At 54.1% G+C, this 19,874-nt stretch carries 21 protein-coding genes; 8 read left to right on the top strand and 13 right to left on the bottom strand.

The genetic code is table 11. The features are described 5' to 3' along the window. Positions 1-108 precede the first annotated feature (108 nt). The 3 genes from hpnC to hpnE are packed head-to-tail and all read left to right on the top strand — an operon-like array spanning position 109 to position 3,171. Entirely contained in the window at positions 109-915 is an 807-nt protein-coding gene (gene hpnC, locus QWY30_RS14620; protein WP_290242244.1) for a squalene synthase HpnC, read from the top strand. A 4-nt stretch (positions 916-919) separates the two neighbouring features. Next, a complete protein-coding gene (gene hpnD, locus QWY30_RS14615; RefSeq protein ID WP_290242243.1) occupies positions 920-1,798 on the top strand; it encodes a presqualene diphosphate synthase HpnD in 879 nt (292 codons plus the stop codon). Further along, the gene (gene hpnE, locus QWY30_RS14610) at positions 1,795-3,171 is read left to right on the top strand and encodes a hydroxysqualene dehydroxylase HpnE (RefSeq protein ID WP_290242241.1); all 1,377 of its coding nucleotides are present in this window, start codon (positions 1,795-1,797) and stop codon (positions 3,169-3,171) included. Before hpnD ends, hpnE begins: the two co-directional genes overlap by 4 nt. A 5-nt stretch (positions 3,172-3,176) precedes the next feature. Here the strand turns inward: hpnE and crcB are convergent, their stop codons facing one another. Genes crcB through alaC form a run of 4 tightly spaced genes read right to left on the bottom strand, consistent with a single transcriptional unit; the run spans position 3,177 to position 7,471 of the window. Further along, positions 3,177-3,563, bottom strand: coding sequence for a fluoride efflux transporter CrcB (crcB, locus tag QWY30_RS14605; protein WP_290242294.1), 387 nt, complete (start codon positions 3,561-3,563; stop codon positions 3,177-3,179). Positions 3,564-3,573: 10 nt separating this feature from the next. Then, positions 3,574-4,983: a threonine synthase gene (thrC, locus tag QWY30_RS14600; RefSeq protein WP_290242239.1), complete on the bottom strand. Its 1,410-nt coding sequence runs from the start codon at positions 4,981-4,983 to the stop codon at positions 3,574-3,576. Further along, positions 4,980-6,287, bottom strand: coding sequence for a homoserine dehydrogenase (locus QWY30_RS14595; RefSeq protein WP_290242237.1), 1,308 nt, complete (start codon positions 6,285-6,287; stop codon positions 4,980-4,982). The genes thrC and QWY30_RS14595 overlap by 4 nt, the downstream gene beginning before the upstream one ends. Continuing rightward, positions 6,287-7,471 (bottom strand): alanine transaminase, encoded by a 1,185-nt coding sequence (gene alaC / locus QWY30_RS14590; RefSeq protein WP_290242235.1) that lies wholly within the window; start codon positions 7,469-7,471, stop codon positions 6,287-6,289. The genes QWY30_RS14595 and alaC overlap by 1 nt, the downstream gene beginning before the upstream one ends. A 204-nt stretch (positions 7,472-7,675) precedes the next feature. Here alaC and QWY30_RS14585 point away from each other — a divergent pair, with 204 nt between their 5' ends. The 5 genes from QWY30_RS14585 to pbpG all read left to right on the top strand — a co-directional run bounded on the left by QWY30_RS14585 (position 7,676) and on the right by pbpG (position 12,653). Beyond that, complete coding sequence (locus QWY30_RS14585; RefSeq protein ID WP_290242233.1) at positions 7,676-8,125, top strand: Mth938-like domain-containing protein; 450 nt, start codon at positions 7,676-7,678, stop codon at positions 8,123-8,125. Continuing rightward, positions 8,125-8,592: a peroxiredoxin gene (locus QWY30_RS14580; protein ID WP_290242231.1), complete on the top strand. Its 468-nt coding sequence runs from the start codon at positions 8,125-8,127 to the stop codon at positions 8,590-8,592. The genes QWY30_RS14585 and QWY30_RS14580 overlap by 1 nt, the downstream gene beginning before the upstream one ends. 51 nt (positions 8,593-8,643) lie before the next feature. Continuing rightward, positions 8,644-10,362, top strand: a complete 1,719-nt coding sequence (locus tag QWY30_RS14575) for a PhoH family protein (protein WP_290242229.1) — start codon at positions 8,644-8,646, stop codon at positions 10,360-10,362. 17 nt (positions 10,363-10,379) lie between these two features. Next, positions 10,380-11,414, top strand: a complete 1,035-nt coding sequence (gene pdxA, locus QWY30_RS14570; protein ID WP_290242228.1) for a 4-hydroxythreonine-4-phosphate dehydrogenase PdxA — start codon at positions 10,380-10,382, stop codon at positions 11,412-11,414. Positions 11,415-11,495: 81 nt separating this feature from the next. After that, entirely contained in the window at positions 11,496-12,653 is a 1,158-nt protein-coding gene (gene pbpG, locus QWY30_RS14565) for a D-alanyl-D-alanine endopeptidase (RefSeq protein WP_290242226.1), read from the top strand. A gap of 27 nt (positions 12,654-12,680) precedes the next feature. On the opposite strand, the gene QWY30_RS14560 is transcribed toward pbpG, so the two are convergent. From QWY30_RS14560 to QWY30_RS14520, 9 genes are all read right to left on the bottom strand, one after another. Then, positions 12,681-14,057, bottom strand: coding sequence for a replicative DNA helicase (locus QWY30_RS14560; RefSeq protein WP_290242224.1), 1,377 nt, complete (start codon positions 14,055-14,057; stop codon positions 12,681-12,683). Between the two features lie 7 nt (positions 14,058-14,064). Further along, a complete protein-coding gene (locus QWY30_RS14555) occupies positions 14,065-14,886 on the bottom strand; it encodes an RIO1 family regulatory kinase/ATPase domain-containing protein (RefSeq protein ID WP_290242221.1) in 822 nt (273 codons plus the stop codon). 68 nt (positions 14,887-14,954) lie between these two features. Next, positions 14,955-15,410: a 50S ribosomal protein L9 gene (rplI, locus tag QWY30_RS14550; RefSeq protein WP_290242217.1), complete on the bottom strand. Its 456-nt coding sequence runs from the start codon at positions 15,408-15,410 to the stop codon at positions 14,955-14,957. A gap of 14 nt (positions 15,411-15,424) precedes the next feature. Then, positions 15,425-15,697 (bottom strand): 30S ribosomal protein S18, encoded by a 273-nt coding sequence (rpsR, locus tag QWY30_RS14545; RefSeq protein WP_290242216.1) that lies wholly within the window; start codon positions 15,695-15,697, stop codon positions 15,425-15,427. Between the two features lie 12 nt (positions 15,698-15,709). Further along, complete coding sequence (gene priB, locus QWY30_RS14540) at positions 15,710-16,015, bottom strand: primosomal replication protein N (RefSeq protein WP_435433417.1); 306 nt, start codon at positions 16,013-16,015, stop codon at positions 15,710-15,712. A gap of 12 nt (positions 16,016-16,027) precedes the next feature. Next, positions 16,028-16,402, bottom strand: a complete 375-nt coding sequence (gene rpsF, locus QWY30_RS14535) for a 30S ribosomal protein S6 (protein WP_290242214.1) — start codon at positions 16,400-16,402, stop codon at positions 16,028-16,030. Between the two features lie 174 nt (positions 16,403-16,576). After that, the gene (gene dxs, locus QWY30_RS14530; RefSeq protein WP_290242212.1) at positions 16,577-18,436 is read right to left on the bottom strand and encodes a 1-deoxy-D-xylulose-5-phosphate synthase; all 1,860 of its coding nucleotides are present in this window, start codon (positions 18,434-18,436) and stop codon (positions 16,577-16,579) included. An 8-nt stretch (positions 18,437-18,444) separates the two neighbouring features. After that, on the bottom strand, positions 18,445-19,359 hold the full coding sequence (locus QWY30_RS14525; RefSeq protein WP_290242210.1) for a polyprenyl synthetase family protein: 915 nt from the start codon (positions 19,357-19,359) through the stop codon (positions 18,445-18,447). After that, positions 19,356-19,655 carry an exodeoxyribonuclease VII small subunit gene (locus tag QWY30_RS14520; protein WP_290242291.1) on the bottom strand — a complete coding sequence of 100 codons (300 nt, stop codon included), beginning with the start codon at positions 19,653-19,655 and terminating at the stop codon, positions 19,356-19,358. The genes QWY30_RS14525 and QWY30_RS14520 overlap by 4 nt, the downstream gene beginning before the upstream one ends. Between the last annotated feature and the right edge of the window lie 219 nt (positions 19,656-19,874).

The following is a 19,874-nucleotide window of genomic DNA, read 5'->3' as shown; positions in this document are numbered from 1 at the left end:
GAAATTCTCTGGCGCTGGATGCACCGCATATTGCTAGTCTAACGCAGGGGTGAACCACTACACTGCGTCATCCCTGTCCAATCCGGACTAATTAAGCATTTTTTACTCATGGCCGTTGACCATTACGAAAACTTTCCTGTTGCTTCGATTTTGCTCCCCAGGCATCTGAGAAGCGCAGTCACTGACATCTACCGGTTCGCCCGTGGCGCGGATGACATCGCGGACGAAGGCGATGCCCCACCGGCCGAGCGGCTGGCCGCGCTACAGGAGTACCGAGAGGCCATCCTTTTGATTGCAAATGGAGACCTCCCGGCCGACCGGTTCAGACCTCTGGCACACACCATTGAGAAACATGCGCTGCCAACCGAAGCTTTTTTGGATCTCCTGTCAGCCTTCGATCAAGATATCGTGCAAAAACGTTATCAGAGCTATGCCGACCTGCTCGATTATTGCAGGCGCTCGGCCAATCCTGTCGGCACCTTGATGCTTCACTTGTACAAGACCACTGATGCCCATGCCATGGAGCTCTCGGCCGCCATCTGTTCGGCTTTACAACTGATCAATTTTTTGCAGGATGTGGCCATTGACTGGAAAAAAGACCGTATTTACCTGCCTCAGGACGAGCTTGAGTATTTTGGCGTGACTGAAAATCATTTTGCCGTTGCCCGTACGGACCAGGCATGGTGCCAGCTCATGCAGTTTCAGGTGAATAGGACCAGAGGCTTGTTAAACTCCGGACGTCCCCTTGGACGAATGCTTTCGGGCAGAATCGGTCTCGAACTCAGATTGATTATTCAAGGTGGTTTGAGAATTCTCGAAAAAATCGAGCATGTACGTTTTGATGTTTTCCGGCATCGCCCGACACTTGGCGCCCAGGATTGGGCATTGATGTTCTGGCGTGCATTAAGAGCCTGATGCGATGACCCCTAGCGAATATTGCCAAGAAAAAGCAGCCAAAAGCGGTTCCAGCTTTTATTACGCTTTTCTATTTTTACCTCCGGAAAGACGTCTGGCGATCACGGCGCTCTACGCTTTTTGTCGTGAAGTCGATGATGTGGTGGATGAATGCACGGATCCGTCCATCGCCAGAATCAAACTGGCCTGGTGGCGGACTCAAATCGAAGCCATGTTTCAGGGCAAGCCAGAGCACCCCGTCACACTCGCCCTCGCCCCCCATTTGAAACCTTTTGACATCACCCAGGAACGCTTGCTCGCCATTATCGATGGCATGGAGATGGACCTCGACCAAACTCGATATCTGGACTGGCCGGGGCTGGAAAAGTACTGCTGGCATGTCGCCGGCGTGGTCGGGGAGCTATCGGCAGGGATTTTTGGTTATCGGGATTCGGCGACGCTGCAGTATGCAAGCAAACTCGGTATTGCGTTTCAACTCACCAACATCATCCGCGATGTCGGTGACGATGCACGTCGTGGTCGCATTTATCTCCCCATCAGCGATCTGCAACAATTTGGAGTTCGGGCCGCCGATGTGCTGAACAGTCAGTATTCAGACAACTTTTCCGCCTTGATGGCTTTTGAGGCCAAACGCGCTCGCAAACTTTACCGAGAAGCCGTCGACGCCTTGCCAGAGTGCGACAGACGCGCTCAGCGACCCGGTTTGATGATGGCGGCCATCTACCACGCCTTGCTCGAAGAAATCGAACATGAAAAGTGGCAGGTACTGGATCAGCGTATTTCGCTCACGCCTATTCGAAAATTTTGGCTTGCCTGGAAAAATTTTGTCGGCGCCGGTCGTAGCGTGCTGAAACAAATCAGGCGATCGAGCGATCCGTCGTGAAACTCGCCGTGATCGGTGCGGGCTGGGCGGGCCTGGCTGCAGCACTTAGTCTGCAAGACCGTGGCGCACACGTCACGGTCTTTGAGGCGGCCCCCTTGCCGGGTGGACGCGCCCGCGGTGTCGACGATATCCACATGGGAAACATCGACAACGGTCAACATCTCATGCTCGGTGCGTACACCGAGACCATCAAACTGATCGAAAGTCTGCATCCCGGTCAAAACATTGATCAACGCCTTGTGCGTGAGCCGCTTCATCTTGAAAGCGCGGATGGCACATTCAGGCTCCATGCGCCGAGGTTGCCCGCCCCCTTCAATACACTGGTCGCACTCCTTTTCACAAAGGGGTTGCCTACGTCGGACCGCGTTCTTGCGTTGCGCATGATGGTGAGCTGTCGGCTCGGTGGTTGGCAAGCAAGGCCGGGAGAAACCGCCGCACGACTCTTGTCGCGTTATCAGCAATCGACGTTGCTGAGTCGCAAGCTCTGGTCCCCTTTGTGTCTGGCTGCGCTCAACACACCTCTTGACAGTAGCTGTGCGCAACTTTTTCTCAATGTCTTGCGCGATAGTCTGGATGCCCATCGCGAAGCAAGCGATTTGCTGATCCCACGTCTGGATTTGACTGAACTCTGGCCAGCCGCTGCGTCTCGCGCACTGACCATGCGTTATCGCCATCTTGTACGCAAGGTTCAGGCCAAACCTACACATGTCGAAATCGATGGAGAAGTCTTTGATGGCTGTGTCGTGGCCACGCCTCCTTACGCCGCAGCGCGAATCTTGTTCGATCAGGCAGAAGTGACTGCATCGGTTATGCGAGCGTCCGCCGATATGCGAACGCCTGAGCAAGAGTCAGAAATTTCTTTGTTCCGGATGCTTGGTGCTTTTAATTATCGCGCGATCGCGACACTCACCCTGGAGCTGGAATCGGACTGGCGCTTACCTCGCAGCATGATGATGCTCGATGAGAACCACTCTCGGGGACATGTCGGGCAATGGGTCTTTAATCGAATCGGACACAACAAACAAATTACTGTCGTCATCAGCGATTCAAGCGATTTTTTAAAACAAGACAGAGCGCGCTTTGTCAGTGATATTGCCTCGCAAGTGCGTGAGCAAACCGCCAGACACCCTCAATGCAAAGCACCTATGCCTGACGTCAGGTATCAAAGACTGATCGTGGAGAAGCGCGCGACATTCGATGCGACCCCCGATTTAGCGAGGCCGGCAAACCGAAGCCCTTGGCCACGAATCACCTTGGCGGGCGACTGGACGGATACCGGATACCCTGCTGTACTCGAAGGCGCCGTGCGAAGCGGTCGTTCAGCCGCTGCAGTGTTACTCCGACAACTAGGGTCATCAAGCGCCCGAGAGTGATGAGCTTATCCCTTGATGCTGTGGGCGGTTAACAAACCGAGAAAAGTCAGCACCAAAGATCCTGCAAGACTCAACCCAGCATAAGACACCGCCATGCCAAAACGGCCTTCCTCGACGAAAGCCACCACTTCGGCTGAAAAGGTTGAAAAAGTCGTCAAGCCACCCAGAAAACCAGTCACGAGCAGCAAGCGCCAGAACTGTGGCCATTCAGGATGCGCAGCCACCAGGCCCAGAACCAGGCCGACTAAATAGCCACCAAGCATATTGGCGGCGAATGTGCCCCACGGCAACATTTCAGCATGCCGATTGAGCCACAGGCCCAACAACCACCTGAGCCAAGCCCCAGCCGTTGCGCCGGCCGCAACAGCGAAGAAATGGGCAGAGGTGAGCATTTGCACGATATCAGGTACTGGCGTGTTCGGTGATGTACGCGCGAACGCTTGCGACATCGCAGGGCAAGACAGTAAAGCGCTGCGGCAAGGACTCAAGATTTTCCAGTCCGGCGGGTAGTGGCGCAGGCATACCCAATGCTTGCTCGATCACCTCGGAGAACTTCGCGGGCAATGCGGTCTCCAGCACGAGCATGGGAACGCCTGGCTCGACATATTTGGCGGCGACCTTGACCCCGTCCGCGGTGTGGGGATCGATCAACACCCCGGTACGCGCATGGACAGCGCGTATTGTGGCCAGTCGATCCTGATGCGTGCTGCAACCCGCGACAAAGCCATAGCGGCGGTCTAACTCTGGCTTCATCGCTGACAGATCAAAGAAACCTTCACGCGACAATTCGCGCCAGAGTCCGGCGACGCGCTCGGCATCACGACCGACCAGATCGAACACAAATCGTTCGAAATTGGAGGCACGCGAAATATCCATGGAGGGACTTGATGTCGCGAAAGTCTGTGCCGCCCCGCGTGGTCTGTAGATACCCGTACGAAAGAATTCTTCAAGCACGTTATTTTCATTCGTCGCCAACACCAACCGGCGAATCGGCAACCCCATCGAACGCGCGATGTGTCCCGCCAGAATATTGCCAAAATTGCCAGAAGGGACTGTAAAGGAAACCTCTTGGCCGGGCGCGGAAGTCGAGCGCAACCAACCATGAAAGTAATACACAATCTGCGCCGCGATACGCGCCCAGTTGATCGAGTTGACGGCACCCAGTCGGTATTTGGACTTGAAAGCCAAATCGCCAGACAGTGCTTTGACCACATCCTGGGCTTCGTCAAAGACGCCTTTTACAGCGATGTTATGGATATTGGCATCCTGCAGCGAATACATCTGGGCGCGCTGAAACGCACTCATGCGACCGTGTGGGGACAGCATAAACACGGCGACGGCATCCTTACCACGCATGGCATACTCGGCTGCCGATCCAGTGTCACCTGAAGTCGCGCCCAAGATATTGAGCGTCGTGCCGCGCTGTTTCAAAACGTATGGAAAAACTTGTCCGAGAAACTGCATCGCCATGTCTTTGAACGCCAGCGTCGGACCTTCGGAGAGACTCAGGAGCGACATGCCGTCGTAGAGCGGTCGCACGGGAACGATCGCTTCGGTTTTAAAAGACTCCTTGCAGTAGGCGGATGCCGTCATTGAAGCCAGTGTCGTGCGATCAATGTCAGTGACGAACAAAGACAAAACCTCGGTCGCCAATGCGTGATAGGGCAAGGTGCGCCAAGTTTCAAGTGTCTGCGCTGAAATCTGGGGAATGCTTTCTGGAACGGCTAGGCCGCCATCGGGCGCCAGACCCTCAAGCAAAATATCGGAAAACGCTTGGGCATTCATTCCGCCCCGGGTTGATACGTATTTCATGACAAACTTTCCACTCTCAAACGGGTCACGCTTGAACGAACGAATTGAAGGGACTCGATCCGGGCAATCGCAGTATTGATATTCCTCTCCAGGGCTTGGTGCGTCAGGAAAATCAAGTCGGCACTCCCGTCCGCATCAGAAGGCTGCTGGATCATCGAACCGATCGAGATACCGGCATCCGCCAATACTCTTGCAATGTCCGCCAAAACGCCAGGCTGATCCGCCACCGTCATGCGGAGATAATAGGCAGTCACCACGTCTTCGATCGACAAAATCGGGGTGTCAGCCATCGCATCAGGCTGAAACGCCAAATGAGGCACGCGGTGCTCTGGATCGGCTGTATGCAGACGTGTCACGTCAACGATATCGGCCACGACAGCTGAGGCCGTAGGCTCCTCGCCAGCGCCTTTGCCGTAATAAAGAGTCTGACCCACCGCATCGCCGCGTACGAGGACTGCATTCATCGCACCCTCGACGTTGGCAAGTAAGGAAGAGCTGGGTACCAGGGCGGGATGAACACGCAACTCAATCCCGTTGGAGCGTCGCTTGGTGATACCTAACAATTTAATCCGGTAACCTAGGCGCTCAGCAAGCTTGATGTCTTCGGAGGCAAGCTGTGAAATACCTTCGATGTGCGCTTTGTCGAACTGCACTGGAATCCCGAATGCCAGCGAAGCGAGCAACGTCAGCTTGTGGGCGGCATCGACGCCTTCGATATCAAATGTCGGGTCAGCCTCGGCATAGCCAAGCTTTTGCGCCTCGGCCAGCACAGTCGCAAAAGGCAAACCACGCGAGCGCATTTCCGACAAGATGAAATTGGTCGTGCCGTTGATGATACCGGCCACCCATTCGATGCGATTGGCTGTCAACCCCTCGCGCATGGCTTTGATGATTGGAATACCGCCGGCGACTGCGGCTTCGAAAGCCACCATGACGCCCTTGGCAGAGGCCGCGGCAAAAATCTCTGTGCCATGCTTGGCAAGCAAGGCTTTGTTGGCAGTCACGACATGTTTGCCCTGCGCGATCGCCTCGAGTACAAGGTCGCGCGCGAGTGTATCCCCGCCAATTAACTCAACCACGATATCAATCGAAGGATCACGCACCACGGCGAAAGGATCCGTCCCCACATCGACGGCCGAGCCAAGCATGGCGCGTGCTTTTGCCAAATCGCGTACAGCCACGCGAGTGATCTCGATGCTGCGACCCGCACGACGGGAAATTTCACCCGCGTTGCGGGCCAGCACTTTCCAGGTGCCGCCACCGACAACGCCCAAACCCAATAGACCGACCTTGATTGATTCCATTACAGCAACCCATCCTTGCGAAACATTTCTTTGATGCCGCGCACGGCTTGACGCGTACGCTGCTCATTTTCAATCAGGGCGAACCTGACGTATTCGTCTCCGTAATCTCCGAAGCCTATCCCAGGAGAAACCGCGACCTTGGCCTCCTCGAGGATCCGCTTGGCAAACTCCAGAGATCCGGCCGCCCGGTAGGGCTCGGGAATACGCGCCCAGATGTACATGGAGGCTTTGGGATTGTCCACCATCCAGCCTGCCTCATGAAGACCCTTGACCAGAACGTCCCGGCGACTCTGATATTTCTCCACGACTTCTGACACACAATCCTGAGGTCCCTCAAGCGCCGCGATCGCAGCAACTTGGATAGGAGTGAACGTGCCGTAGTCATGGTAACTTTTGATACGGGCCAGCGCGCTGACAAGTTCTGCGTTGCCGACCATGAAACCAATCCGCCAGCCTGCCATGTTGTAGCTTTTACTCATGGTAAAAAACTCAACCGCGACCTCGCGGGCGCCGGGCACCTGCATAATCGAGGGGGCCTGATAACCATCGAAGCAAATATCGGCGTAAGCCAGATCATGCACCACGATGATGTTGTGTTCCTGAGCGAGCTTGACCACGCGTTCAAAAAAAGACAAATCCACACATTGGGCAGTCGGATTGCTCGGGAATCCCAAAATCATCATTTTTGGCTTGGGAATGGACTCACGTACCGCGCGCTCGAGCTCTTCAAAGAAATCTGACCCCGGGGTCATCCGCACCGAACGGATATTGGCGCCCGCGATCACAGCACCGTAAATATGGATGGGGTAGCTTGGATTCGGAACCAGAACAGTATCGCCCGCATCGAGTGTCGCCAGCATCAGGTGGGCCAGACCTTCTTTGGAGCCGATCGTGACGATGGCCTCCGAATCCGGGTCGAACTGTACCTGATAGCGCCGCGCGTACCAGTCGGTGATGGCCTTGCGCAGGCGTGGAATGCCCTTGGAGACCGAATATCCATGCGTAGTCGGGCGCTCTGAAGCCTCGACCAGTTTGCTGACGATATGAGGAGGTGTCGCACCATCGGGATTACCCATCGACATATCGATAATGTCCTCGCCACGCCGACGCGCTGCCATTTTGAGCTCAGCCGTGATGTTGAAAACGTAGGGGGGCAGACGCTCGATGCGAGAAAACTTTCTCATCCTCAATCCTTGTGTAAGAAAAGCTTAACTTTGCTTTATTTGCAGCGCAGCAAAACCCTGTAATCTAGCGCATCGGGACCAATGCCGCAAATCGGTTCCCACCCGTTGAAAAAAACAGTTGTTTCTATCCCTTTTACTGCTTGCGCTGTCATCACAGCCAACGAGTGATTGCGCTATCATCAGCCGAACTAGCTGGAGTATTTATTGAAGCTTCATACAGACACCAACGCGGCGCTCAATACCGTCACCGGTTACGGTCACGGCTACGTCGAAATCAACAAAACCACCTACAGTCACGCCATCGCATTCGGGCCAGAGGGGCCGGTCAGACATTGGCTGGTCGAGAACGCGGAAGACATCTCCACGGCTCATTTATTACTCGCCGCAGGTCTGGCGCTCAAGCCCATCGACCCACTCGCTTTTTTAGACTCGGATCAGCCTCCTCAACCCGAAGTCGAAGGCGATCGACCTGAAGTACTTCTGGTTGGTACCGGTTCACGCCAGCGCATGCTGGATCACAAGATCATCTCGCCGCTGCTGCGCGCAGGCGTGGGCGTCGAATGCATGACAACCGAAGCAGCAGCTCGCACGTACAACATTTTAATGGCCGAAGGCCGTCAAGTGATCGCCGCTTTATTACCGGAGAAAATCTGATGAGTACAGCTCTTATAGGCAAACCCGCACCGGGCTTTTCCGCACAAAGCACCTTTGGTGAGATTTCTCTCGAACGTTGCCTTGGACGTGGCGTCATTCTCTATTTTTATCCTAAAGACAACACCCCGGGCTGTACAACCGAAACACAAGATTTTCGTGACCTGCATGATCAATTTTTAGCAATCGGCTGCGTCGTGATCGGCGTCTCGCGAGACTCGCTCAAGTCGCATGAAAATTTCTCAAAGAAACTTGAACTGCCCTTTCCCCTGATCGCCGACACAGATGAAACAGTTTGCAATGCATATGGCGTGATCAAGCTCAAACAAATGTATGGCAAGCAAGTTCGAGGTATCGAACGCAGCACTTTCCTCATCGATGCGAATGGAAAACTCGTCCAGGCTTGGCGTGGGCTCAAAGTGCCAGGACACGCGCAAGAGGTCCTACAAGCCGCAAGCAGCTTGACCTGATTCATCCTCATCCACAACTTTTTATCGCTTGCACCCCGGGAGATTTCTCGTATGCCTTTGCCAAAGCTGCCCACACGCCCTGCCGCCATTCTCGATGTCGCAGACCTCAAGCTCGAACCCAAAGATACGACCGCCCCACGCGAGCCGAGCAGCTCCTCTGACCCACACCCATTGATCGAGGCAATCGAAACTGTTGCGTTGAAACCCATTGCGATGGAGAAACCGTCGAAGTCCATCACGCTTGATCTGTCGAGTTTGTCCGAAGGCGCGGAAAAGCTCTCGACAAAACCGAAAGGGTCTGTGCGTAAGAAACCAGCCGGGTCAACCACCACAGTCAAACCCGCATCCAAATCTTCCGGTCATGCGGTGCGCAAACTGTTTGTGCTCGATACAAACGTCTTGCTCCATGATCCGAGCTCACTATTCAGATTTGAGGAACACGACGTATTCCTGCCAATGATGACACTCGAAGAACTCGATCATCAAAAGAAAGGGATGTCTGAAGTTGCCAGAAACGCGCGCCAGGTGAGCAGATCTCTGGATACCCTTGTCGGCGAGCATCGTGATCTTGAATTGGGTCTACCCCTCGATGGGCTCGGTCACAAAGATGCCACCGGTCGCTTGTTTTTCCAGACAACCGCTATGGCGAGCACACTCCCACCGGATCTTCCGATGGGCAAAGCCGACAATCAAATTCTTGGCGTCGTGCGAGCATTACATGACAAGTTTACCGACCGCGAAGTCGTACTGGTATCCAAAGATATCAATATGCGGCTCAAGGCGCGAACGCTGTCGCTGTCGGCTGAGGACTACTTCAACGACCAGGTCCTTGAGGACTCTGATCTGCTGTACAGCGGGATGCTTGCCCTGCCGGATAATTTCTGGAACAAACACGGCAAAGGTGTGGAGTCCTGGCAGCAAGGAGGCACAACCTATTACCGAATCTCGGGACCACTGTGCCATCAGTTCATGGTGAATCAATTTGTCTATTTTGAAGGACCGATGCCGCTCTACGCGCAAGTGCGCGAAGTCAGTGGAAAAACAGCTGTGCTGGCGACGCTGCGGGACTTTACACATGGCAAAAATAATGTCTGGGGTGTGACGGCCCGCAATCGCGAACAAAATTTCGCGATGAACCTCTTGATGGATCCAGAGTGCGATTTTGTCTCCCTGCTTGGACAAGCAGGCACTGGAAAAACACTCTTGACGCTAGCGGCGGGACTTGCGCAAGTCCTCGAAACCAAACGCTACTCTGAGATCATCATCACGCGAGTGACCGTTCCCGTTGGCGAAGACATTGGATTTTTGCCCGGCACCGAAGAAGAAAAAATGCAACCCTGGATGGGCGCGCTGGAGGATAACCTCGAAGTGCTCACCATGGGAGAAACCGAAGGCGGCAGTTCAATTGGCAGTGGTCAGACACATGACTGGGGACGCACCGGCACGCTGGATTTAATCCGCTCGCGGATCAAGGTCAAGTCGCTCAATTTCATGCGCGGCCGCACATTTTTAAACAAGTACCTGATTATCGACGAGGCGCAAAACCTGACGCCCAAACAAATGAAAACGTTGATCACGCGGGCAGGACCGGGTACCAAGGTCATTTGCCTGGGTAACATCGCGCAAATCGATACACCCTACCTGACCGAAGGCAGCTCCGGGCTGACCTTTGTTGTCGATCGTTTCAAAGGCTGGCCTCACGCGGGACACGTCACGCTGCAGCGTGGAGAACGCTCTCGCCTCGCAGACTACGCGGGCGAAGTCCTTTAAAAGCGCCACACACGTTTATGTCGACAAACAGACGCATACCGCTTGCCATGACCTTGGGCGATGCTGCTGGCATCGGTCCGGAAATCATCGTGAAACTTCACGCCGCTGGACTGACTGCTCCGTGTGTCGTGTATGGTGATGCGGGCGCTTTAAGACGCGCTTGCGCCCTACTTGGACAGCCTCTCAATATCATTGAATTGTCGCCACAAGATGCGCTGACCGGGGACTATCAACAAGCGGGCAGTCTATTCGTCAAACCCACAACTCCAACCCTACCCGCTGACCTTCCGTATGGTGTCGTGGATGCGCGTGCAGGGAAAGCTGCTGTTCAAGCACTCGAGCGTGCAATTGATGACGCCATGGCCAAGCGCGTACGCGCCATTGTCACTGCGCCGTTGAACAAAGAGTCCATGCACGCTGCTGGCATCGATTATCCCGGTCATACTGAAATTCTTGCAGAACGTTCAAACACAAAGCATGTCGCCATGATGTTGGTGAATGACCAGTTACGTGTGATTTTGGCGACGATTCATATTGCACTGGCTGAAGTGTCACCTACCTTGAGTCAAGAACTTGAGCTACGAACCATTGAGCTTGCGGCACAGGCGTGTCAAGGCATGGGCATCGCCTCGCCGCGGGTCGCGGTGGCTGGACTCAATCCACACGCAGGAGAACACGGCAAGTTTGGACGTGAAGATTTAGACATCATCGCGCCTGCGATCGCACAAGCACGTGCCAAAGGGATCGATGCTTCCGGACCCTGGCCCGGCGACACCGTGTTCATGCGTGCCCGCAGAGGTGAATTTGATATTTGCGTGGCTCAGTACCACGATCAAGGTCTCATTCCAATCAAGTATTTGGGGATTGATGAAGGCGTCAACGTCACGGTTGGACTGCCTTTTGTCAGAACCAGTGTCGATCACGGTACGGCTTTTGATATTGCCGGCAAAGGGGTTGCTGATCCCTCCTCTCTGATGACCGCGTTCAAGCTTGCCCTCAGCCTCACCCAGGCAAAATACGAGCAAAATGATCAGGGTAAACCCTTGATTTAAATAATGTTAATAAATAAATAGTTTAACTATCCTAGCTAAGTATATAATTTGAATAGTTTTTATACTTAAAGGGCGCTAGGAATGCGTGCAGGTCGTTTGTTTTCCCTTAGAAAAGTATGCCTCACAGGCTTGGTCAGTCTGAGTTTGGCACTTGTTAGCAGCCCAAGTTTCGCGCAAAGTACGACAAGCAGCACGCAAACATCCAAAGCGAAACCGTCACAAACCAAAAAAACTACACAAAATACCTCTGCATCGAAAAAGAGCACTGCTACGTCGACTCAGTCGAAAAGCAAAACCTCCGCGAATACCAAACAAAAGAAAGCGGCTCCTGGCGGCACACCACAAGGCACGCGCGGCAGCAAGTCGACCTCGACAACGCAGAAAGCACTCGCGGCAGGTGCGACGACAGCTGCTGTCGCAAGCGCTGCAAGCGCTCAACGCGCGCAAGCGGACCGCAAATCCGGCAACCCTGCGAGCGCCTTGCGTTCAAACGTTGTGTTTGTTCAAGACCTCAACAGCAAAGCGGTGTTGTTTGCACGTAATGATGATGTCGCGCGCCCCATTGCGAGCATTACAAAACTCATGACCGCCTTAGTGGTAGTGGATGCCAAGCAGCCGCTCGATGAAATGCTCCAGGTCACGCAAGATGACGTCGATGTGGTGAAATTCAGTCGTTCACGCTTGGCTGTCGGTGTCAGACTTTCACGTGGTGACATGCTGCATCTCGCGCTCATGTCTTCCGAAAATCGGGCAGCCAACGCTTTGGGTCGCTACTATCCGGGTGGCATGCCTGCCTTTGTCGCGGCTATGAACAACAAAGCGCGAGAGCTGGGCATGCACGACAGCCGCTTTGTCGAGCCCACAGGTCTATCCAGTGCGAACGTTTCGACACCCAGAGATTTGGTCAAATTGATGCAGGCCACAGCCGCCAGACCCAGTATTCGTTACTACACCACAAACCAGCAACACGAAATTTCAACGCGCGGACATGCGACATTGTTCCGCAATACCAATATGCTCGTGACCAATCCAAACTGGGATATCAGAGTATCCAAGACTGGCTTCATCAACGAAGCCGGTCAATGTTTGGTAATGGTTGCCCGGATCAACAACCGCGACACCGCGATTGTATTGTTGAATGCTGACGGTAAAGGCACGCGCATCGGTGATGCAGTCAAAATCAGACAACTCGTGCAAAACCGTCAAGCTGTCGCGATGTCTCGTACGGATCTGAACTAAGTCCCGACCCGCACACTTTTACATCCATCAATAGCTTGCGCCGCCACCCGCAAAATTCAAGAAGCGGGTGCTTGAACCCTGGAAAGTCAAGCGTACTGTCCCGATCGGACCATTTCGCTGCTTGCCAATGATGATCTCTGCAGTACCCTTGTCTGGCGAATCAGGGTTGTAGACCTCATCGCGATAGATAAACAAGATCAAATCTGCGTCTTGTTCGATGGCGCCCGACTCGCGCAAGTCGCTCATGACCGGTCGTTTATTCGGCCGTTGCTCCAGACTACGATTGAGCTGGGACAAGGCGATGACAGGACACTCCAGTTCTTTACCCAGTGCTTTCAGAGAGCGGCTGATTTCAGAGATCTCTGTCGCTCTGTTTTCACCCGCTGAACTGGCCCCCATCAATTGCAAGTAATCGATCACGATCAGACCGAGTTTGCCGCATTGTCGAGCGAGGCGACGGGCGCGCGCGCGCACTTCGACAGAACTCAATGCAGGCGTCTCGTCGATATACATCTGCGCATCCTGCATGCGCTGAACGGCGTGTGTCACGCGCGGCCAGTCATCGGCCAGCAACTTTCCCGTGCGCATACGATGCTGATCCAGCATACCGACTGAGCCCAGCATGCGCATCGCCAATTGGACGGCGCCCATTTCCATGGAAAAAACAGCAACAGGCAGACCTTGCTCGATTGCGACATGCTCGGCGATGTTCATCGCAAGCGAAGTCTTACCCATGGAGGGCCGCCCTGCTACGATTACCAAATCGCCCGACTGCAAGCCTGAAGTCATCCGATCCAGGTCTGTAAAGCCGGTGGGCACGCCCGTCACATCTGTATCACCTTCGCGGTGATATAGCTCATCAATGCGCTCGACAACTTCCGAAAGCAAAGGCTGAATTTCCCTGAAGCCCGCACTGGCTTTGGCGCCCTCTTGGGCAATTTTAAAAACCTTGGACTCCGCCTCATCGAGCAATTGACGCGCTTCTTTACCCTGAGGATTAAACGCAGTCGCGGCAATCTCATCGGCAACCGACACGAGTTTTCGCAGCATCGAGCGCTCGCGCACGATCTCTGCATAGCGCCGGATGTTTGCGGCCGAGGGCGTATTATGCGCAAGCGCATTCAGGTATCCCAGCCCACCCACTTCCTCGGACTTGCCAACGCTGGCGATCGACTCGTGGACAGTCACAACATCAGCGGGACGCGAAAGGTTGATCAAACGAGAAATGTGGTGCCAGATCAGTCTGTGATCATAGCGATAAAAGTCCTCTTCGTTGACAACGTCCGTGACGCGCTCCCACGCCCCATTGTCGAGCAAAAGCCCGCCCAAAACCGATTGCTCCGCTTCGACGGAGTGAGGAGGAACACGCAAATAGTCAAGCTGTGGATCTGGGGGATTATTCATGGATGAATCATAACCTCAAGGCATCCGTGACGTACAAGAAGCCTCGGACATCACGTCCCGGCAAGCGACGCAATAACCATCCGAGATAATGTTGCACGACAGCAAAAAGTCTACCTAAACGGGTGAGCTGCATTCTCACTGCAGGGTCTGGATTTGCCTGCAGATAAGCATCCAGTAATCTTGCACACAAAGCCCGACGCTCCAGCTCGGAAAACTGTTCGACCCTCAACCCTGCCATCGAGGACATCATCTGATACACGTCATAGGCTTGTCCGAGCGGCCGGGAAAGTGCTTCTGCAATATTTTCCTCAAAATCGATGCGAGTTAGCACACCATCCTGCACCATCAAGTTACGCAATTGAGCACCGCCGTGAACAAATCCTGCCTGATGAAATTGCGCCAAGTCTTGCGCGGCTAAATCCATCCAAACGAGTTGTTCCTTGAAATCAGCCTCACGAATTTTTGAGGTCAGACTTTCACCTTCATAGGAAAGCACCAACACGCCTGGTGCGTGATGCAATACCTTGGGAACGCGATATCCACGCGCTTGCATAAGAATTAATCTCTGCGTCTCGGCCTCAAGACCATTACGCAATAGAATCCGCGCGGAGGGCTTTTCTCTAAAACCCAGCCAGCAAAAGACTGAGATTAACGAGGCGCGTAAATACCTGATGCAATAACTCAAAAGTCCTAATGCAGAGAGCCTTCTCACTTTGATGGCACAGAGTCTCCCACCAAGATCTTCGATGAAGACATCGTTTGACACTCGCGTGTGACGCGCAAGCCATTCATTCAACGCTTGGTGAAAATGATCTGTGGATTCGCTCATCAGCTTGAAATATCAACCATATAAAAAAGCCGGCAACCGCCGGCTTTTTTGTGAAGCATGAACCGGTCTTAGACCAGATCGCCCACTACGACTACATTGATGCTAGTCACCACGTCAGGATGCAGGGCAATTTGAATAGCAGTCTCACCAACAGCCTTCAGAGGACCCTCTGGCAAACGAATCTGTGACTTTTCAATGCCAGCAAAACCAGCTGCCACCAAACCTTGAGCGATATCCATGTTGGTGACGGAACCAAACAAACGACCGTCAACGCCGGCTTTTTGCTTGATGCTCAAGGAGAAGTTCTCCAGACGAGCACCCAATGCCTGGCAAGCGGCCAGTTTTTCAGCTTGAGCTTTCTCAAGCTCAGCGCGACGCAATTCGAACTCTTTGAGAGCAGCTTCGGTTGCACGACGGGCTTTTTTCTGTGGAATCAGGAAATTGCGGGCATAGCCATCGCGCACGCGAACAACTTCACCGAGGTTTCCAACGTTAACGACTTTTTCGAGCAGAATGATTTGCATAATGTGCCCCTGGATCAGTTGTGGTTATCAGTGAAGGGCAGCAAAGCCAAAAAGCGCGCACGCTTGATCGCTGAGTCGAGCTGTCGCTGATAGATTGCTTTTGTACCCGTCAAACGAGCGGGAATGATCTTGCCGTTTTCCTGGATGAAGTCACGCAGCGTGTCCAGATCTTTGTAATCGATCTGATCGATACCAGCAGCGCTGAAGCGGCAGAATTTGCGACGCTTGAAAAGCGGATTCTGTTGGGTGAACTTCTTTTTTTCTTTACGTTTACCGAAGAAAGCCATGATATGCCTTGTTCAAATTTGTTGAATATGCTGCGCATGCAGCCGATATTTTTGAGAATCTTTACGAACCGGAGCCAGAAAACCCTGAAGCCGGACCTTGCTACCTAAACTCATCGTGCCAGCCATCTGTGCCAGATCCCCCATCGCGACAACAATCAAATTCAATGCGATACGACGTGGTTGACCTGCTTCTATGACCTCGGACTCATGTGAAAGTAAAAACTCTAAAACTGGAACGCCTGCGGGTGTGTACCTGAGAGGTGACAGTTCAGAGATTAATCCCTGCACTTCAAGCCGATTCACATCTGACTGAGCCACAAAGACTCCGGCTTACTCGATGTCGTCGGGTGCCGATTCTGCAGATGCTTTACGGGCCTCTTCGCGCTCGACCTGTTTCATCATGATTGAAGGCTCTGTCTCAGCAGCTTTTGTCTTGATAACGAGGTGACGCAACACAGCGTCGTTGTAACGGAAAGAGTGCTCAAGCTCGTCGAGCGTCGCCTGGCTGCATTCGATGTTGAAGCAAAGGTAATGGGCTTTGACAAGCTTCTGGATTGGGTAAGCCAACTGGCGACGGCCCCAGTCTTCGGTACGGTGGACTTTTCCACCCTGCGTGGTGACCAGCGCCTGATAGCGCTCAACCATCGCGGGAACTTGCTCGCTCTGGTCTGGATGGACAATAAAAACAACTTCGTAATGGCGCATGCAATGCACTCCTGTGGATATCCGGTCGAAGAAAAACTTCTGCCGGGGGCAGCCCGCCAACAATGAGATCTAGCTGAGGTAAAAATCAGACCTAAAAATCATGCTGGTCGAGCAAGAAAGTCTATTATTTTCGCGCATTTAGCGCATTTTGGCAAATCAGGGTGCGGATCCCGGTCAAGATGTGAAGAAACGCGTCCGGATGGCGGCCTCAATGCCGGCCGCATCCAAACCAGCTCCCGCAAGCAAAGCCCCCTGCTCTCCATGATCGATAAACCTGTCAGGCAAGCCAAGATGCAAAATAGGCGTGACCACCGCATGGGCGGCAAGCGTCTCAGAGACTGCAGCCCCTGCGCCGCCCATCACACAACCCTCTTCAAGTGTCACGAGGCCGAGTGGATGCTCAGCCGCCATCTGGAGCACCAACTGTGTATCGATAGGCTTGACAAAGCGCATATCCACCACGGTGAGGTCAAGTATCTCAGCCGCTTTGAGCGCGGCAGGCAAAAGCGTGCCAAACACCAGCACCGCCAAGCCAGAACCTCGCCGGCGAACGATGCCTCGCCCCAAAGGAACGGTATCCAGACCTGCAGCCACTACCGCACCCGCACCGGAACCTCTGGGGTAACGCACGGAAGCGGGGCCCGTGTAGTGATAACAGGTTGAAAGCAGCAATCGGGTTTCATTTTCGTCCGAAGGCGTCGCCACCACCATATTGGGAATACAGCGCAAGAAAGCGATGTCGTAATTGCCTGCGTGAGTCGCACCGTCCGCGCCAACCAGACCCGCTCGGTCCAGGGCAAAAGTCACATCGAGATTTTGAAGAGCCACATCGTGGATCAACTGGTCATAACCGCGTTGCAAAAAAGTCGAATAAATGGCCAGCACGGGTTTTTGACCTTCACACGCCATGCCTGCCGCAAACGTGACGGCATGTTGTTCGGCGATACCCACATCAAAATAACGCGTCGGGAAGCGCCGCTCGAACTCGACCATACCACTGCCCTCGCGCATGGCGGGCGTCACTCCGTTTAGCCTTGGATCGTGTTCAGCCATATCGCACAACCATTGGCCAAAGACCTGGGTGAAAGTGACTTTAGGCGCGGTCGTTGATTTTTGAATCCCCACGGCAGGATCAAACTTGCCAGGTCCGTGATAGAGCACCGGATCGGCCTCGGCGAGCTTGTAGCCCTGGCCCTTTTTTGTGACAACGTGCAAAAACTGAGGCCCTTTCAATGCACGCATGTTTTGCAGGGTCGGTATCAGTGCATCAAGATCATGGCCATCGATGGGACCGACGTAGTTAAAACCCATTTCTTCGAACAATGTCGCCGGCGTCACCATTCCTTTGGCATGCTCTTCGAGACGGCGAGCCAGCTCAAGCACCGGGGGGACATGCTGGAGCACTGCCCGGCCGACGTTTTTCGCTGCGGCATAAAACTGTCCGGACAACAAGCGTGCAAGGTAGCGATTCAGGGCTCCGACTGGCGGAGAAATCGACATGTCGTTGTCGTTCAGAATCACAAGCAAATTGATATCAGGCGTGACGCCCGCATTATTCATTGCCTCAAAAGCCATGCCTGCGGACATGGCGCCATCACCAATGACAGCGATGTGCTGTCGCGCGACACCCGCATTGCGCGAAGCGACCGCCATGCCGAGCGCGGCCGAGATCGAAGTCGAAGAATGAGCCGTACCGAACGCGTCATATTCTGACTCTGATCGCTTGGGAAACCCGGAGATCCCGCCAAACTGGCGAAGCGTACTCATCGCCTCCTTGCGTCCCGTTAAAATTTTGTGCGGATAGGACTGATGTCCGACATCCCAGATGATCCTGTCATGAGGCGTATCGTAGACGTGATGCAGCGCGACAGTCAGTTCGACAGTACCAAGGTTGGACGAGAGATGACCACCTGTGCGAGACACAGTTTGCAAAACAAAAGCGCGCAGTTCATCGGCGAGCTTTTTGAGCTCGCGCCTATCCAGCGCCTTGAGGTCCGCAGGTTTTTCAATTCGATCAAGCAAATCTGTAGCCATATTTCTCGTCAATGATCACGCAACACAATGAAATCCGCGAGTCCGGCCAAATAGCGCCCAGATTCGCCCAAGGGCGCGATTGCTTCAATCGCTTCCCGATGTAATTTTTTTGCCATGATCTGAGCAGACTCAAGACCCAAGAGCGTCACGTAAGTCGGCTTGTTCGCAGCAGCATCCTTGCCAGCTGTTTTACCTAACTTAGAAGTGTCGGCAGTCACATCCAGTACGTCATCGACCACCTGGAAAGCCAGGCCCATCGCCTTGGCATAGCGTGTCAAAGCACCCTGTTGCGGCCCGTCCGCACCGGCCGCCAATCCCCCCAACATCACGCTCGCAGACAATAACGCACCCGTTTTCAGAGAATGCATGTGCTGTAGAGCATCTTGCGATAAAACCTTTCCGACACTTTCGAGGTCGATGGCCTGACCGCCAGCCATCCCAAGACTACCGGCTGCCTGTGCAAGTGTCTGTGTTGCCTGGACAATTTTTTCAGGCGCAACAGGCATTTGAGCGAGACAATCAAAAGCCAGCGGCTGAAGCGCGTCACCCGCAAGCAGCGCGGTCGCCTCATCGAAGCGCACATGCACTGTTGGCTGACCGCGCCGCAGCGAATCATCGTCCATGCAGGGCAAATCATCATGCACCAAGGAATAGGCATGCACGAGCTCGACCGCGGCGGCGGCGCAGTCGAGCGCACGCTCGAATGCAGGATTTCCACTTTGATTGTCGGCGCATCCATAACCGGCTGCATAGACCAATGCGGCCCGGACCCGTTTGCCTCCCCCGAGCACAGCGTAGCGCATGGCCTCATGCAAACGAGCGGGAATGATATCGACCTGTGGCATCTCCTTGTCCAGAACATGCTCGATATGCGCTGCTCGGGCACCCAGCCACGTAGAAAAAGAAGGTAACACGGCGCTCATTCTGATTGGCGATCCGTCGCGTCGAAGGGTCGCAACAGGCCTGCCTCGAGCACATTGATCTGTTGCTCAGCCTGCGACAGGCGCTCCTGACACACGCGTGTCAGAGCCACGCCTCGGCGATACGCGGCCAGAGACTCCTCGAGTGGCAGCTCGCCAGACTCCATTTGTGCCACGAGCGCCTCCAACTGGGCCAGCGCTGTTTCAAAATCCTGGGGCAAGTCGGAAGGGGTCGACTCAACCGCCGACGCTGGAGATGAGGCCCCTGTGCTGTCGGGCGAGGTTGCCTCCGGGTTCACAGCAGAGGCTGCTTTGCTGGGCTTGATCAAACGTAACTCCAAAGGAGAGGAAGGCCCGTTCAACGAACGTGCCAGTGCAAACTGATAAATAATGCGTAATTGTACGAGATCACAGGGTGCTGACCACCTTTTAGCTTGGGTTACAATCCGGTCTTTATTATGGTGATCGGCCAAACCGATTTTTCTTCGCGCCAGAGTGTCATTCATCACCCTGGCATG

The organism is Zwartia panacis (assembly GCF_030410395.1).
In the GTDB taxonomy this organism is placed as follows: Bacteria; Pseudomonadota; Gammaproteobacteria; order Burkholderiales; family Burkholderiaceae_B; genus Zwartia; species Zwartia panacis.
This window is presented reverse-complemented; position numbering and strand designations above follow the sequence as displayed.

Bases quoted from the DNA above. Each gene is read 5' to 3' on its own strand.
- pdxA (WP_290242228.1), top strand. From the start codon at position 10,380: ATGTCGACAAACAGACGCATACCGCTTGCCATGACCTTGGGCGATGCT.
- QWY30_RS14555 (WP_290242221.1), bottom strand. From the start codon at position 14,886: ATGAGCGAATCCACAGATCATTTTCACCAAGCGTTGAATGAATGGCTT.
- QWY30_RS14525 (WP_290242210.1), bottom strand. From the start codon at position 19,359: ATGAGCGCCGTGTTACCTTCTTTTTCTACGTGGCTGGGTGCCCGAGCA.
- hpnD (WP_290242243.1), top strand. From the start codon at position 920: ATGACCCCTAGCGAATATTGCCAAGAAAAAGCAGCCAAAAGCGGTTCC.
- rpsR (WP_290242216.1), bottom strand. From the start codon at position 15,697: ATGGCTTTCTTCGGTAAACGTAAAGAAAAAAAGAAGTTCACCCAACAG.
- QWY30_RS14560 (WP_290242224.1), bottom strand. From the start codon at position 14,057: ATGAATAATCCCCCAGATCCACAGCTTGACTATTTGCGTGTTCCTCCT.
- rplI (WP_290242217.1), bottom strand. From the start codon at position 15,410: ATGCAAATCATTCTGCTCGAAAAAGTCGTTAACGTTGGAAACCTCGGT.
- rpsF (WP_290242214.1), bottom strand. From the start codon at position 16,402: ATGCGCCATTACGAAGTTGTTTTTATTGTCCATCCAGACCAGAGCGAG.
- alaC (WP_290242235.1), bottom strand. From the start codon at position 7,471: ATGAGAAAGTTTTCTCGCATCGAGCGTCTGCCCCCCTACGTTTTCAAC.
- hpnC (WP_290242244.1), top strand. From the start codon at position 109: ATGGCCGTTGACCATTACGAAAACTTTCCTGTTGCTTCGATTTTGCTC.
- QWY30_RS14575 (WP_290242229.1), top strand. From the start codon at position 8,644: ATGCCTTTGCCAAAGCTGCCCACACGCCCTGCCGCCATTCTCGATGTC.
- dxs (WP_290242212.1), bottom strand. From the start codon at position 18,436: ATGGCTACAGATTTGCTTGATCGAATTGAAAAACCTGCGGACCTCAAG.
- thrC (WP_290242239.1), bottom strand. From the start codon at position 4,983: ATGAAATACGTATCAACCCGGGGCGGAATGAATGCCCAAGCGTTTTCC.
- pbpG (WP_290242226.1), top strand. From the start codon at position 11,496: ATGCGTGCAGGTCGTTTGTTTTCCCTTAGAAAAGTATGCCTCACAGGC.
- crcB (WP_290242294.1), bottom strand. From the start codon at position 3,563: ATGCTCACCTCTGCCCATTTCTTCGCTGTTGCGGCCGGCGCAACGGCT.
- QWY30_RS14595 (WP_290242237.1), bottom strand. From the start codon at position 6,287: ATGGAATCAATCAAGGTCGGTCTATTGGGTTTGGGCGTTGTCGGTGGC.
- QWY30_RS14580 (WP_290242231.1), top strand. From the start codon at position 8,125: ATGAGTACAGCTCTTATAGGCAAACCCGCACCGGGCTTTTCCGCACAA.